This is a genomic window from Herbaspirillum rhizosphaerae, assembly GCF_046025915.1.
Taxonomy (GTDB): Bacteria; Pseudomonadota; Gammaproteobacteria; order Burkholderiales; family Burkholderiaceae_D; genus Herbaspirillum; species Herbaspirillum rhizosphaerae_A.
On record NZ_JAQQFR010000001.1, the window covers coordinates 228,395 to 242,482 of the forward strand.

The 14,088-nt window shown below is 59.4% G+C and carries 10 protein-coding genes; 2 read left to right on the forward strand and 8 right to left on the reverse strand.

Annotation, left to right across the window (positions count from 1 at the left end; genetic code table 11):
- Window positions 1-7: 7 nt before the first annotated feature.
- Together PQR63_RS01095 and PQR63_RS01100 are read right to left on the reverse strand one after the other, a co-directional pair.
- Window positions 8-1,954: a sensor histidine kinase gene (locus PQR63_RS01095; protein WP_408164874.1), complete on the reverse strand. Its 1,947-nt coding sequence runs from the start codon at window positions 1,952-1,954 to the stop codon at window positions 8-10.
- 62 nt (window positions 1,955-2,016) lie between these two features.
- The gene (locus tag PQR63_RS01100) at window positions 2,017-2,733 is read right to left on the reverse strand and encodes a response regulator (RefSeq protein ID WP_408164876.1); all 717 of its coding nucleotides are present in this window, start codon (window positions 2,731-2,733) and stop codon (window positions 2,017-2,019) included.
- A 119-nt stretch (window positions 2,734-2,852) separates the two neighbouring features.
- Here PQR63_RS01100 and PQR63_RS01105 point away from each other — a divergent pair, with 119 nt between their 5' ends.
- On the forward strand, window positions 2,853-3,254 hold the full coding sequence (locus PQR63_RS01105; protein WP_408164878.1) for a helix-turn-helix domain-containing protein: 402 nt from the start codon (window positions 2,853-2,855) through the stop codon (window positions 3,252-3,254).
- Between the two features lie 246 nt (window positions 3,255-3,500).
- Window positions 3,501-6,101 (forward strand): chemotaxis protein CheW, encoded by a 2,601-nt coding sequence (locus PQR63_RS01110; protein WP_408164880.1) that lies wholly within the window; start codon window positions 3,501-3,503, stop codon window positions 6,099-6,101.
- A gap of 15 nt (window positions 6,102-6,116) precedes the next feature.
- Here the strand turns inward: PQR63_RS01110 and PQR63_RS01115 are convergent, their stop codons facing one another.
- The 6 genes from PQR63_RS01115 to PQR63_RS01140 all read right to left on the reverse strand — a co-directional run bounded on the left by PQR63_RS01115 (window position 6,117) and on the right by PQR63_RS01140 (window position 13,624).
- Entirely contained in the window at window positions 6,117-6,821 is a 705-nt protein-coding gene (locus tag PQR63_RS01115; protein WP_408164882.1) for an alpha/beta hydrolase, read from the reverse strand.
- Between the two features lie 134 nt (window positions 6,822-6,955).
- Window positions 6,956-7,396: a GFA family protein gene (locus PQR63_RS01120; RefSeq protein ID WP_408164884.1), complete on the reverse strand. Its 441-nt coding sequence runs from the start codon at window positions 7,394-7,396 to the stop codon at window positions 6,956-6,958.
- 22 nt (window positions 7,397-7,418) lie between these two features.
- Window positions 7,419-8,618 (reverse strand): hybrid sensor histidine kinase/response regulator, encoded by a 1,200-nt coding sequence (locus PQR63_RS01125; protein WP_408164885.1) that lies wholly within the window; start codon window positions 8,616-8,618, stop codon window positions 7,419-7,421.
- Window positions 8,611-9,246, reverse strand: a complete 636-nt coding sequence (locus PQR63_RS01130) for a chemotaxis protein CheB (protein WP_408164887.1) — start codon at window positions 9,244-9,246, stop codon at window positions 8,611-8,613. Before PQR63_RS01130 ends, PQR63_RS01125 begins: the two co-directional genes overlap by 8 nt.
- On the reverse strand, window positions 9,243-10,100 hold the full coding sequence (locus PQR63_RS01135; RefSeq protein ID WP_408164889.1) for a CheR family methyltransferase: 858 nt from the start codon (window positions 10,098-10,100) through the stop codon (window positions 9,243-9,245). Before PQR63_RS01135 ends, PQR63_RS01130 begins: the two co-directional genes overlap by 4 nt.
- Window positions 10,085-13,624, reverse strand: a complete 3,540-nt coding sequence (locus PQR63_RS01140) for a response regulator (RefSeq protein WP_408165350.1) — start codon at window positions 13,622-13,624, stop codon at window positions 10,085-10,087. Before PQR63_RS01140 ends, PQR63_RS01135 begins: the two co-directional genes overlap by 16 nt.
- Between the last annotated feature and the right edge of the window lie 464 nt (window positions 13,625-14,088).

The window sequence follows — 14,088 nt, forward strand, 5'->3', positions numbered from 1 at the left end:
CGACGGACTATGCTGGCATTGTCTTGCGCACAAGCGGCAGCCACAACGTGAAGCGCGTACCGTCGGCGTCCGACGCCCAGGACACCCTACCATCAACTGCCTTGGCGCGCCGCTGCTGGTTGTGCAAGCCGCGACCTGCTGCGCTGTCCAGCGCTTTGCCGATATCGAAACCCTGGCCGTTGTCTTCGATGGTGACCGATACCCCGTCTCCGTTATCGTCGCGTGCGGTGCTGACGCGAATCCGGTCAGCGCGGGTGTGACGCAGGATATTGGCGATGCTTTCCTGCACGATGCGCAGGATATGCAGCGCACTGGAGGGTTCCAGCCAGGCCAGCGTCGGCAGCTCTTGCACGTCCCAGATCAGGGTGATATTGGTTCCCTCGAATCGTGGTTCGAGACGGAAGCGCAAGGTCGCCAGCAACAGCAGCAAATCCGCTTCAACCGGTTCCATCGAATCGATGGTGAGCTTGAGATCGTCGAGGCAATCCTTGAGAATTTGTGACACCTTGGCGTCGCTGACGCCGCCATGCTCCACCGAACGGATGGCGCTGATGAGCGACGAACCGAGACCGTCGTGCATGTCTTGCATCAGGCGCTGGCGTTCTTCACTGATGGTTTGCCGCAGCGCCGCTTCGCGCAACAGCCGGTGGCTGATTTCCAGTTCCGCTTCGCGCGCCTGCAGGCGCTGGGCCAGACTGGCGTTGATCTGCTCCACTTCGGTGATGGCATGAACGTAACGCCGGTACATCAGCCCGCCGAACATCACGAAAGTGACGGCATTGGTGTATGCCCCAAGGAACCAGCCTTCCGGACTGACGACGTTGTTGTGCAACAGCCAGTCGGACATGCCCAGCAACACCGCCACGCCGACGCCGATGGTCAGCAGCATCCCTTCGCGCGAACGATGCCACGACGCCTTCGCGCCCATCGTGCATACCAACACCCCCATGAGAACGGTGACCGCATACATGAAGGGCACCAGCAAGGAGGTGCTTGGATAAACCGGCAATACGCCCAGCACCGGTATCGACAATACCGTCGCCGCCATCGTCACGCTGAGCAGTGTGTACGTCAGCCACGTCAGCGGGCGCCCATGCAATTGCCGCAGGAACAGATGGACCACCGTCAGCAGCCATAGCAAGGCATTGGCTGTCAGCCACGCGAACCAATCCGTCACGATGGGCAGGCTCACGTAGTAGTGCAGATGGCCCACGAAGGACACCGCCGCGAGATTGAAGAACAGCAGATAGCGCATCTCGTGGCGGCGCCGGAACCAGACAAACAGGGCAAAAATACCCACCACCATGAAGGCCGCGCTGAGCGTGGCCGGCAATTCGCGCTGTAACCACTGGCGCAGGTAATAACGTCCGCGCAATGCTTCGGGCGTCCCCACCCATAGCGATGACAACCCCACCGGCGTTTCAGGGACATGCTCTACGCGGATCAGGATTTCCGTCAACGGGATGGCCGCATCGTGCTGATCGAGCGTAAACCACAGCGGCGTGAACAGACTGTTCCACAACTGGCCGCGCTGCTGTGTGCGGTAGGTCAGCCTGCCGTTTGCGTACACCGCGACGGTGCCGTCGGTCTTGATGCGAATGCCGTACAACGCCAAGGGACCGGTGGGCAGTTGGCCGGTGACCGGCACTTTTATCCAGGTCGTACGAATAATTTTTTGACCGGCAATCCCGTCTGCCGGCAACGGCGCAACCGGTAACGCCGAAGGCAGTGCGGCATGTTGCCAAGACGATGGCAGGTCGCGACTGTTCATCACCAGCGGCGGCGTAGAAAAGCCATGGCCGTCCGCATCCTGCCAGTCCGCCTGGGTCAGATGAAGACTGGCGGAGGCCGTCTCGCCGTCGCCCTGCACATACCAGGCACCGACGGCAAACAGCAGCGTCACGGAAAGGGCCAGGAGTGCATTGGCGAACAGCCGGGAAGAGAATATTTTCATGCGGGCATTATGGACTGACATCCATGCCATTGAGAAGAACCGGAGCCCTGTACCGACGCCACTCAGTCGGGCAGCAGTCCGAGGGTCCTGGCTTCATAGATGGCTTCCGTCTTGGAGGTGACCTTGAGCTTGCTGTAGATGCGGCGCACGAAGGTGCGCACGGTAAACGGCGACAGCTGCATCAGCCGCGCGATCTCCTGCGCCGTGAAACCGCGGGTGATGTAATCCAGCACTTCCTTTTCGCGCACCGATAACAACACAGAGGCTTCTTCCTGCCCGCGTGCACCGGCATTGTCCCGGTCGACTACAGCGGGCGCAGCAGCAGCAGCGCCGCGAAAACGCGCCAGCACCTGACGCGCAATGATGGGACTGATGGGACTGCCGCCGCTGGCAAGACTGCGAATTTCATCGATCATTTTGGTGGGCGAGCTGTCTTTGAGCAGATAACCGGCGGCGCCCGCCTCAATCGAACGCATGACGTGGGTCTCATCGCCGAAGGTGGTGCTGACCATGATGTTGCAGCTCGGCCATTGCACCACCGCCGCCACGATGACGTCGATGCCGGAACCGTCCGGCAAGCCCAGATCCACCAGCAAAACATCCGCGGGCGGCCCCTGCAGCATGGCAAGTCCCTCCGCGCGGGTGCCGGCAATGTTCGCCAGTTGCATGTCCGGCGCAGCCTGGACGGCCTTGCTCAGCGCATCGCGAAAGCCGGGGTCGTCCTCGACGATGGCGACGTGAATGGCGGGCAGCATGGGGATGTCGGAAATGGATGGCATGGGACGGCCATTGTACGCCGGGCGCTCTGCGGCCCATGTAACACGTTTGTGCTACAGACAAGCGCTGACGGCAGCAATACAGTCCCACTCATTCATGATGCCGTACGGGAATAATAAAAATGCAAGCTATCGTCACGGGGCCGCCTTCCTCCGCGCGCGCAATCAGGCGCAATGCGCTGCTGGCCGACATTCGCAATTACATCAAAGACCGGCTTGATCAGGATTGGCTGACGCCGGCTTCCATACAGGCGGCGTTCCGGCTATCGCGCCCCACCTTGTATCGCTTGTTCGAAACCGAAGGCGGCCTGGTGGAATACATCCGCAATTGCCGCTTGCGGGAAGCCGCTGCCGACATGATCGACCTGCCCGAATGTACGATTGCCGACATCGCCTATGGTGCCGGCTTCAACAGCGCCTCGGACTTCTGCCGCGCTTTCCGGCGCGTTTACGGCATGACGCCACGGCATTTCCGGCGATCTGCATCACGCAATGACAATAACTTTTCGTCAACATTGTCATGATACCCCGGCCGCCGTCGCTTCCCGAAGACGCCAAATTCTATTCATAAAGTGAGACAGGCGGTCAAGCGAAGCGACATTTTTCTGCCACAATAGTTGTGGCAGGCAAGAAAAAAGACCTCATAAAAACGCAGTAAGGGAACGGGTACTGCCTGACAGGAAGATTGCGGGAGACATGGATACCGCCGGCGCACGCTGCGACGGCTGTCGGCAATGGCATTGCCCTATGCAAACCAATTTTGAGGTCTTATGGAACAGATAGTACCGACCGCAGAGTTCCTGCGCTACATGCCTGACGTGGCATTGTGCGAACGCTCTCTGCGCGAACTCAACTTCGCCTGGCGTCTGATCGAATCAACCGCAAAGATGGTCTGCCCGGTGGAAGCCAAGAGCATCCTGCCGACCATGAAAGTCACGCGTGAAGGGTTCAATAACCTGGAGCAGCGCCTCATCGCCAATCTGGTCCGGCAGAATATCGCCAAGTCAGTCCAGGAGATCGACTTCAAGGCCCAGGTCATTATCGACATCGTGGTGCGCAACCTGTTCGAACGCACCGCCGATGTCGGCTTCCTGGCAATGGACGACGCCATCCGCGCGTTCATCCTCAACCGCCAACGCGATCAGCATGACGTCGACGACATGGTGACGCGGCTGCGCGCCTATCGCGACAAGTACACCGTCTATGACGAAATCCTGATCCTCGATACCGAAGGCCGGGTGCTGGTCAACCTCGACGGCAATAATGAGGTGACGCGTTCTTTCGATCCACTGGTAGCGCAGACGCTGAAGTCGGATCGCTACATCGAAACCTTCGCGTACTCCGACTTGCGCAACAGCGGCGAGCGCGCACTGATCTATTCGCACAAGATCGTCGCTCCAAACAGCGATGACGCCATCGGCGTGCTGTGCCTGTGCTTTCCGATTGCAGTGGAAATGAAGGATGTCTTCAGCGGCCTGCGCAAAGCCGCCGATCGCTCAGTAATGCTCATGCTCGACGACACCGGCTGCGTGATCGGCAGCAGTGACGCCGAACACATCCCCGCCGGCCGCACGGTGCCGCTGGCACTCGAAGGCGACTACCAGATCGTGGTCTATGCCGGTCGCGAATACCTGGCGCGCACCTGTGCAGCGCGCGACTACCAGGGCTACGGCGGTCCCGGCTGGTACGGCCACGTGATGATCCCGTGCGAAACCGCTTTTCGCCAGCAGAACACGGATGTACTTTCCGGCTATGACGCGGCCATGCTGAACGGCGTGATGTCGCATGCCAAATCGTTTTGTCCGCCGCTGCATGACATCACCATCATGGCCGAATCGATCAATCATTCGCTGCGGCGTGTTGTGTGGAACGGCAAGATCATGTCCGCCGGCGAAGACCGCGACCTGCTGCGTCTCAAAGCGATCCTGCAGGAAATCAGCCAGACCGGCGACGAGACCAACAGCATTTTCAAGGATTCGATCCAGGACTTGTACGCCACCGTCGTCTCGTCCAGTCTGCAAGACATGCAGTTCATTTCGCGCCTGATGATCGACATCATGGACCGCAACCTGTACGAACGCGCCAACGATTGCCGTTGGTGGGCCTTGACGCCGGACATCCGCCGCATCACTGCCGATCGCAACCGCAACGAACAGGACGGCAAGCGTATCGCGCAGATACTGGAATCGATCAACGCGCTCTATACCGCCTACGCCAGGCTGGTGGTATTCGACGCCAACGGTGCCATCATCGCCGCATCCGATCCGCATGCTGACGGCCTCGACATGGCCGGCCACAGCATGGACGACTATCTGGTGCGCAAGACGCTGCAACTGGTCGACAGCCAGGCTTATTGCGTCTCGCCGTTCGAGCCGACCTGGCTGTACGGCGACCGCCCGACCTACGTGTATTGCGCCGCGATCTTTCATCCGGACCACGCCGGACAGGCGGTCGGCGGCATCGGCATCGTGTTCGATGCCGAACCGGAATTCCGCAACATGCTATCAGCGTCGCTGCCGGAGCAGGACCGGGCCTTCGCGGTCTATACCGACCGCGAAGGCCACGTCATTTCTTCCACACATACCGACTATCCACCTGGCAGCGTGCTGCGTACGGACGGCGACGTCATGGTAGCCGGCAACGGCATCAGCTCGGCCGCCATCCGCATCCACCACGGGCAATACATGGTGGTCGGCCACACCGCCTCATTCGGCTATCGCGAATTCAAGAACGCGGACAACTACACCAACGACGTCATCGCCACGGTGTTCGTACCGATCGGTGCCCAGGATGACGCGACGGCCTCAGGGCAAAGCGATGCAGCCAGACTGGAAGTCGCGCCACACAGCGGCAGCGCACGCGAATACGCCACCATCCTGATCGACGGCGACGTCTTTGCGATGCCCGCCTCAAGCGTGGTCGAATCGCTGGAAGTCGAACGCATGCTGACCGCATCAACCCTGAAGCCGCTCATCGCCGGCGTACTGAATTATCAGGACAACAGCAGCAGCGCCTCGTCCTTCGTGCCGGTGATCGACATGCGGCAACTGCTGCATCCCGGCGCGCCGAAGCCGGAAGCCGCCAGAGAAATCGTCGTGGTCCGCCAAGGCCGTCACACGCTCGGCCTACTCGTCGACGATCTGCACAACGTCATGGAGTTCGGCGCAGCACAGATCGACCCACCGCTGCCGATGTTCGGCAACCGCGCCAGCTATGTCTGCAACATCATCCGCACCGCTAACCCGGGGCAGATGGTGCAGGTGGTCGACATCGAAAGCATCGTGCGCAATGTGTTCGGCGGCAATGTGGAAGAGTTCACTTTCGAGGCCTCTGCCAGCGTCAAGAAAATCGTTCTCAGCGAAGTGCTGTAACTGCGTCAGATCTCATTAATAGCCTGACGCCGCATCCAGCTGCTGCGTCATCCAGGCGATGAAGTCGCCTTGCATTTCGGCATTGAGTTCATGCCCGGCGGGGTATTCACGATAGACCGTCGGGATCTGATGCTCGTTGAGCAGGCGTCGCGTATCGCGTGCGTATTCGACGGTCAGCTTGTTGTCCTGCACGCCGTGCGACACGTAGGCACTGCTTTTTCTTAACGCATCGTCGCGGGCGATCAGTGGCGCTATCTCGGGCAGGATGCGTCCGCTCAAAATACCGAAACCGGTGGCCTTGTCCGGCCGCGTCAGGCCGACGCCGGCGCTCATGATGCCGCCCTGGCTGAAACCGGCGATCCAGACTTTGTCCGGCGCGATACCGTATGCAGCAGGCAAACCCTCGATGAAAGACACCAGCATCGCGCGCGACGCCTCTGCCTGCGCCGGATCGATCACCGGGCCGGTCACCGTGAAATTGACGTTGAACCAGCCATGCTGATTCGGTCCGAAAGCCAGCGGCCCGCGCGGCAGAATCACCGTCAGGCGTGGATCCTGGGCCTGCGCAAAAGCGACGAGATTGGTTTCGTTCGAACCGACGCCGTGTAGCAGCAACAGGCAAGCGCTGCCGCCTTCCGCAATAGCGCCGGCAGCCGGACGACGCACCAGATGATGCAGAGGCAGGCCGTGGCCTTCGGAACTGTTGGAAGAGGTGTTCATGATGATCCTGTAATGAGTGTGAGTTCACTCTAGCGGGATCACCGGTGGAAATAAATACTGGCCAATGCGACGATTTGTCTTGTTATTCGTGACAATGATTTTCTGCGTCTTGCGACGGCGACGGTGGAGAATATCTACTCTGCAAATCCTTCGTGCTGCGGCAGCAGATCCGTGATGGTGAACCATGGCGCCTTGGAGCCGACGAAGATATGTGCGGTGGGACGAATCGCCGGTGTGTCGACCAGCGTGCCGAGTGTGACATGGACGTAGATGCCTTCCCGCACCAGCGAGTACAGCAAGGAACCACATTTACGGCAGTGGGCGTCGTGTGCTTCGTGCTGCTGCGGAATACCGTCGTCGCCAAAACGCTGCAGAAATTCTTCACCGGCAGTGATGCTCAGCTTGTGCGCTTCGATACCGGCGAACGGCTTGAAGGCCGAGCCGGTGGCACGGCGGCAGTTGGAGCAATGACAATTCAGCGCGTACTGAAAGCTGTCTTCCACCACATAGCGCACCGCGCCGCACAGGCACATGCCGTTCAGCGTGTGCGCAGGAGTTTCATTTGAGGCGGTCATGATATCCCTGATGAAAACTGCGCTAGTTCAGCGACTGCCAACCACTATTGTGCACCTGACCGCCTGTTTCAGACCAGTTGCCGTAGGCGGCGTTACCACCCTCAGAAACGGTGCGCGGCAGCGTCACGGTAAAAAGGGTATGCGTGTCGGCCGACTGCACGGTGATTCCACCGCGATGCGCAGTGACGATCTGTTCCACGATATAAAGCCCGAGACCGAGGCCTTCGCCATGCCCCTCACGACGGCGACCACCACGGAAGGGATTGAAGATGTCCGGCAGAATTTCTGCAGGAATCGCACCGGCATTGCCCACTGTGAATACAACAACGTCGGCCTGCGTGCCGTCAATGCGCACGCGTACCGGCTCGATCGCATCGCCGTGACGTGCGGCGTTGCCGATCAGGTTGGCGATGACTTGCGCCAGACGGTCGGCATCCCATTCGCCGGCAGCGTCGCCCTCAGCATGGACGTCGATACGGCAATGCGGAGAGCCCGCCTGATATTCCTGCACCACGCGCTGCACGACCTCATCGAAACGGGTGGCATTGCGCACCAGCGCGATACCGCCGGCCAGGCGCGCACGTGCGAGGTCGAGCATGTCGTCAATCAGACGCCCCATGCGCTTGCCGCTCTTGACGATTTGTGTGGTGGCCTTCTGGTTGACTTCTTCTTTCAGCGAACGTTGCAGCAAGGTCGCGGCGGTAAGAATGGCACCGAGCGGATTGCGCAGATCGTGACCGAGGATGGCGACGAACATCTCATTAAGACGCAAGGTCTCGGTACGTTCATGCAGCTCCAGAGCGAGTTGCTGCTTTTGGCGATACAGCTGGAAGAACACTTCGGCCTTGTTGCGCAGAATATGCGGCTCGATCGGTTTGTACAAAAAATCCACCGCGCCGCTTTCATAACCCTTGAATAAACGCCGCTCGTCGCGCACACCGGCCGTGACAAAGATCAGCGGCACATGGCGGGTACGCTCGCTGCCGCGAATCAGCTCCGCCAGCTCGAAACCATCCATGTCGGGCATCTGCACATCGATGAAGGCCAGTGCAACATCGTGCACCAGCAGATATTCGAGCGCTTCAAAGCCGGAGCGCGCCTGCAACAGTTCAACATCGTCGCGCCGAAGTAAGGCGGACAGCGCCAGCAGATTTTCGTCAAGATCGTCGACAAGCAAAAATTTCACGCGGGGCAACATATTTTTCTCATTTTCTTTATGCATTTTTTACTCCGCCGGAAGAACTGCGGACGGCAGTGCGGGTGAAAGTCCGTAACAAAGCGGCGATCTGCTGCACCGTCAATACCGCATCGACGGCCCCCTGCTGCAAAGCGACTTCTGGCATGTAAGACGATTGTGCGTCGTCAGGTTGCTGCACGATGGTCATACCACCCGCCCTGCGCACCGCCTGCAATCCTGCCGCACCGTCATGATTGGCGCCGGTGAGAATGATACCGAGCAGACGATCGCCGTACTGGTCGGCAGCCGACTCGAACAAGACATCAATGGCCGGTCGTGAAAAGTTGACCGGCTCGTCCGCCGACAATGCCAGCTGTGGGCCAGTGTCGATCAGCAAATGATAATCCGGCGGCGCGAAATAGATCGTGCCGGGCTCAACCGGCTCCTTGTCCTGCGCCTCGCGCACCGGCTGTGCGCATTTGGGGGCGAAGATATCGACCAGCAGGCTGGGACGCTCACGCGGCAGATGCAGCACCACAAAGGTAGCGGCGACGGCGTTCTGCGGCAACGCCGGCAACAGCGTCGACAAGGCTTCTACGCCACCGGCTGACGCACCGATGACGATGGCGTCGATGTTGCCGATGCGACTATCAAGATGAGCGGTATCGTTCATGCAAGATTCTTTTTCTGAAAAATACGATCTTCACGCACGACCTCGTCGAAGGCATCGGCATGGCTGGAAAAGCGCAGCGACTCCTTCGAGCCCAGTCCGAGAAAGCCCTTGCGGCACAGCGATTCGCGGAACAGGCCCAGCGCACGCTCCTGCAACTGGCGATTGAAATAGATCAGCACATTGCGGCAGGACACCAGATGCATCTCCGCAAATACGCTATCGGTCGCCAGACTGTGGTCTGAGAAGACAATGTGCTGGCGCAGCGTCTTGTCGAACACGGCGCGGCCGTAGCCGGTGGTGTAGTAGTCCGACAAGGAAGTTTTGGCGCCGCTCTTTTGATGATTGCTGGTGAATCCCGCGATGCGATCCAGGCTGTAGACGCCGGACTCGGCTTTCTTCAGCGCCGTCGAATTGATGTCGGTGGCATAGATGAGGGTACGTTCCAGCAGTCCCTCTTCGCGCAGCAGGATCGCGAGGGAATACACTTCCTCCCCGGCGCTGCAACCGGCCACCCAGATCTTCAGTGAAGGATAGGTGCGCAACAGCGGAATCACCTTCTCGCGTAGCGACAGAAAATAGGCCGGGTCACGGAACATCTCACTGACTTGCACCGTCAGGTAATCCATCAGCGCCGGAAACACCTCCGGCTCATGCAGCACCTTGTCCTGCAACTGCGACAGCGTCTCGCAGCCGAACCGGTTCATCGCCGTCACCAGCCGGCGCTTCAGCGATGCGCCGGCGTAGCCGCGAAAATCGCAGTGATACTTGAGATAGATAGCGTCGAGCAACAACTGCATCTCGATGTCGAAATGCTTGTTGGGCGAAGGCATACCGGTGTTTACTTGGGCATCCATACACGTACCAGTGACAGCAGTTTTTCAACATCGAGCGGCTTGGCGATGTAGTCGTTGGCGCCGGCGGCCAGGCATTTTTCCTGATCGTCTTTCATGGCCTTGGCGGTCAACGCAATGATCGGCAATTTCTTCCACTCGGATCGCTTGCGGATCTCGCGCATGGCGGTCATACCATCCATTTCCGGCATCATGATATCCATCAGCACGAGGTCGATAGCCGTGCCGGAGCTTGTCCGGCTGCGCTCCAGCGCGGCCAGTGCTTCGATGCCGTTGCGGGCGATTTCAATTTTCATTCCTTTGGGTTCGAGCACGCTCGACAGCGCAAAGATGTTGCGCACATCGTCTTCCACCACGAGGATGCGGCGGCCTTCGAACACGGTCTCGCGGTCGCGCGCGACCTTGAGAAGACGTTGGCTTTCCACCGGGAGGGTGGTCTCAACCTGATGCAGGAACAAGGTCACTTCGTCGAGCAGGCGTTCCGGCGAGCGCGCATCCTTGATGATGATGGAGCGCGAGAAACGGCGCAGTCGCTGCTCTTCTTCCGTCGCCAGCGAGCGGCCGGTATACACGATCACCGGCGGGAAAGAAACATCGTCCTGCTTCGCCATTTTTTCTAGCAGCTCATAGCCGCTGAGGTCGGGCAGGTTCAGGTCCATGACCATGCAATCGAAGGTGGTCGCCTGCAATTGCGCCAATGCGTCGGCGGCGTTTTCGACACCGACGATGTTGATGTCCTGACTGCCCAGCAACTGGCGAATACTTTCACGCTGACGCGCATCGTCTTCGACCACCAGCACATGATGCAGGCTTTGCGAGAACTTGGCTTCCAGCTTCTTGAAGGCTTCGACCAACTCCTTGCGCTGTACCGGCTTGAGGGCATAGCCAACAGCGCCGCGCTCCAGCGCTTCCTGCGAATAGTCGGCGACCGAGACGACGTGCACCGGAATATGCCGCGTCACCGGGTTGCGCTTGATCTGGTCGAGCACGCCGAGTCCGGAGAAATCCGGCAGGTTCATGTCGAGCACGATGGCATTGGGGTGATACTGGCCTGCGGCAGCGACGCCCTCATTGGCTGAATGCACGACGATGCACTGATACCCCATCTCGTGTGCGAGGTCACGCAAGATCAGCGAAAACGCAATGTCATCTTCGATCACGAGGATGCGGCGCGCGGTGCTATCAAGCCGGCTGCGATCGTCGTCGACAGCGCCCGGCTGCGACGAAATGCTCATGCTGCGCGCAGACGTATCGACAAGCGCGGTCGGCAAGGACACCGGAGCAGTTCTTTGTGTCGTCTGGAGATTCGGCAACGAGGACTGCTGCAGAGACGATTGCAGAGAGGGCTGCAAAGACACCTGCAACTCCGGCGCATCCAGCGCCCCCGGACGCTTCTGAACCTCCTCTGCGGAATACACGGCCGGCAGGGTCAGCGTGAAGATACTGCCCTCGCCCGGATTGCTCTGCACCTGAATATCGCCGCCCAGCAAGCGTGCCAGATCGCGCGAAATCGACAGGCCCAATCCGGTGCCGCCATATTTGCGATGCGTGCTCCCATCGGCCTGCCGGAAGGCTTCGAAGATGAAATGTTGCTGATCCTGCGCAATGCCGATACCGGTGTCGCGCACCGAGAACGCCACCTTGCCTGCGGCGACGGGATAAATGGTCAGCGTCACTTCACCCTTGTCGGTGAACTTGAGCGCGTTGGACAACAGGTTTTTCAGGATCTGGCCGATGCGCTGGATATCGGTTTCGATATGCGCGGGTGCACCGGCTTCGATGATGGTACGGAAGGCCAGGCTCTTTTGCTGCGCGGTCGGCTTGAAGCTGGCCTGCATGTCATCTGCCAGCTTGGTCAGCGCGACCGGTTCGGGCAGGATGTCGATCTTGCCGGCTTCCATCTTGGACAGGTCGAGGATGTCATTGATCAGCGCCAGCAAGTCGTTGCCTGCCGATGAAATGGTCTGGGCAAAACGCACCTGCTCGCCGGTCAGGTTGCCATCCTTGTTGTCGGCCAGCAGTTTGGCCAGGATCAGCGTCGAGTTGAGCGGCGTGCGCAGCTCGTGGCTCATGTTGGCGAGGAACTCGCTCTTGTACTGGTTTGACCGCTCCAGCTCGCTGGCTTTCTCCAGCAATATGTCTTGCGCCTTGGACAGATCGTCTTTTTGCGCTTCCAGCTGCTGCGCCTGTTCTTCGAGCTGGGCGTTGGTTTCTTCCAGCTCGGCCTGTTGCGTTTCCAACCGAACCTGCGAGGCCTTGAGGGCGTTGCTTTGCTCTTCCAGCTCTTCGTTGTTGACGCGCAGTTCTTCTTCCTGGGTCTGTAGTTCTTCGGACTGGCGCTGCGTTTCTTCCAGCAGTTCTTCCAGACGGGTGCGATCCTTGGAAGAGCGCACCGAGACCGCGATCATGTCGGCGATGTTGGACAGGAAATTCACTTCATTGGTATGCAAGGTGCGGAAGAAGCCCAGCTCCACCACTGCCTGCACGCCACCGTCGACGCTGGCCGGGACTATGAGCAACTCCAGCGGCTTGGCGGCGCCGAGGCTGGACGACACCGGCAGATAGCCGTTGGGCACATCGCGCACATGCAGAGACTGATTCTGCTTGGCCGCCTGCCCCAGCAAACCGTCGCCGGGCTGCACGCGGCTGTGCGGGTTGTCGGCTGCCAGCGCATAGCTGCCGAAACGCTGAAATTCGCCGCCCGCCTCCTGAATATAGATGGCGCCCACCTGCGCGTTGAGATAGTCCGCCAGAAAAGCCAGCGCGTTGGCGCCCAGCACATCCAGCCTTTGCTCTCCTTGCAGACGCTCGCTCAGGCCAATCTGGCCGGCGCGCATCCAGACTTGCAATTCGCGCGCGCGGTAATCACGCGAGGTCATCACTGCCGCAATGGCGATGAGCACCAGCAACAAGGCCGAACCGCCCCAGGTAATGGTGTTGGACAAATTGACGGCAGTGCGCCATTCGACCTGGCGGTCGCTGAGCAGGTCGCGCTCATGGTTTTCCATACGATCAACCAGCGTACGCAGACGATCCATCGCCAGCTTGCCGCGATCGGTTCGCACCACGTTCAGCGCCGCATCACTGCTTTGGTTACGGCGCAGCTCGATACTTTCTGCCAGCTCATCCATCTTGACCTTGACCAGCGAATCGATGGCATCGAGACGCTGCAATTGCTCAGGACTGTCGCTGACCAGCTTGCGCAGCTTGGCCAGTTCGCCCGGCAAGGAGGCACGCGCGTTGACGTAAGGCGTCAGATAGCTTTCGGTGTAAGTCAGCAGATAACCGCGCTGACCGGTTTCAGCATCTTTGAGTGCCGACACCACCAGCTGTAGCTGTTCACGCACTTCTATCGTATGCGACACCAGCGCCGCCGTGCTCTCACGCGTTTGCAGCGAGCGAAAGGAAAACACGGCGATCAGGATCACGGCGAGAATGGCGACGGCAAATCCGACCAGCGGACCCGGCGGCAAGGGTGGCCCCGAGATCGGGCCGCGCGGCCCCCTGCTCTGCCCCCGCGCCGACATCGACGATGATGTCGTGGGTGACGATGACCCTTCAGTATGCATGGCAGAACCTGGCACGGCGTGCTCCGTAATATAAGAATGCGGGAAAGAAGGCGATCGGGTGAGATGACCGCCAGAAAATTTTCTTATATTTCTTATGGGGAAATCGCGAAAATTATACTCGATTGGATGAATGAAAATACGAAGCATTCGGCTTTATTCCTACCGAGATTTGCGATTTTTCCATAAGAAAAATACAGCTTAAAAGAGGTATTCAGTCGAGTTCGCACGCTTCGCCAGACCAACTGATTGCATACGTGGTTGGCGGGCATGTCGCTGGTTATCGAAAGAGTCTGCGCTGCGGCAATCACGAATTGGATCATCGCTTGCTCCGAAATAACGGAATTTTTTTAAATGAGGGCATTGAACACACCGTCGTCATTCCGGCACCGCCTGGATGCGGAACGTAAACATCGCCTGCGCCA

What these genes read in the sequence shown, in the direction of transcription:
- PQR63_RS01125 (WP_408164885.1), bottom strand. Translation starts at nt 8,618, where the DNA reads ATGCATAAAGAAAATGAGAAAAATATGTTGCCCCGCGTGAAATTTTTG.
- PQR63_RS01130 (WP_408164887.1), bottom strand. Translation starts at nt 9,246, where the DNA reads ATGAACGATACCGCTCATCTTGATAGTCGCATCGGCAACATCGACGCC.
- PQR63_RS01135 (WP_408164889.1), bottom strand. Translation starts at nt 10,100, where the DNA reads ATGGATGCCCAAGTAAACACCGGTATGCCTTCGCCCAACAAGCATTTC.
- PQR63_RS01105 (WP_408164878.1), top strand. Translation starts at nt 2,853, where the DNA reads ATGCAAGCTATCGTCACGGGGCCGCCTTCCTCCGCGCGCGCAATCAGG.
- PQR63_RS01100 (WP_408164876.1), bottom strand. Translation starts at nt 2,733, where the DNA reads ATGCCATCCATTTCCGACATCCCCATGCTGCCCGCCATTCACGTCGCC.
- PQR63_RS01120 (WP_408164884.1), bottom strand. Translation starts at nt 7,396, where the DNA reads ATGACCGCCTCAAATGAAACTCCTGCGCACACGCTGAACGGCATGTGC.
- PQR63_RS01095 (WP_408164874.1), bottom strand. Translation starts at nt 1,954, where the DNA reads ATGAAAATATTCTCTTCCCGGCTGTTCGCCAATGCACTCCTGGCCCTT.
- PQR63_RS01115 (WP_408164882.1), bottom strand. Translation starts at nt 6,821, where the DNA reads ATGAACACCTCTTCCAACAGTTCCGAAGGCCACGGCCTGCCTCTGCAT.
- PQR63_RS01140 (WP_408165350.1), bottom strand. Translation starts at nt 13,624, where the DNA reads ATGTCGGCGCGGGGGCAGAGCAGGGGGCCGCGCGGCCCGATCTCGGGG.
- PQR63_RS01110 (WP_408164880.1), top strand. Translation starts at nt 3,501, where the DNA reads ATGGAACAGATAGTACCGACCGCAGAGTTCCTGCGCTACATGCCTGAC.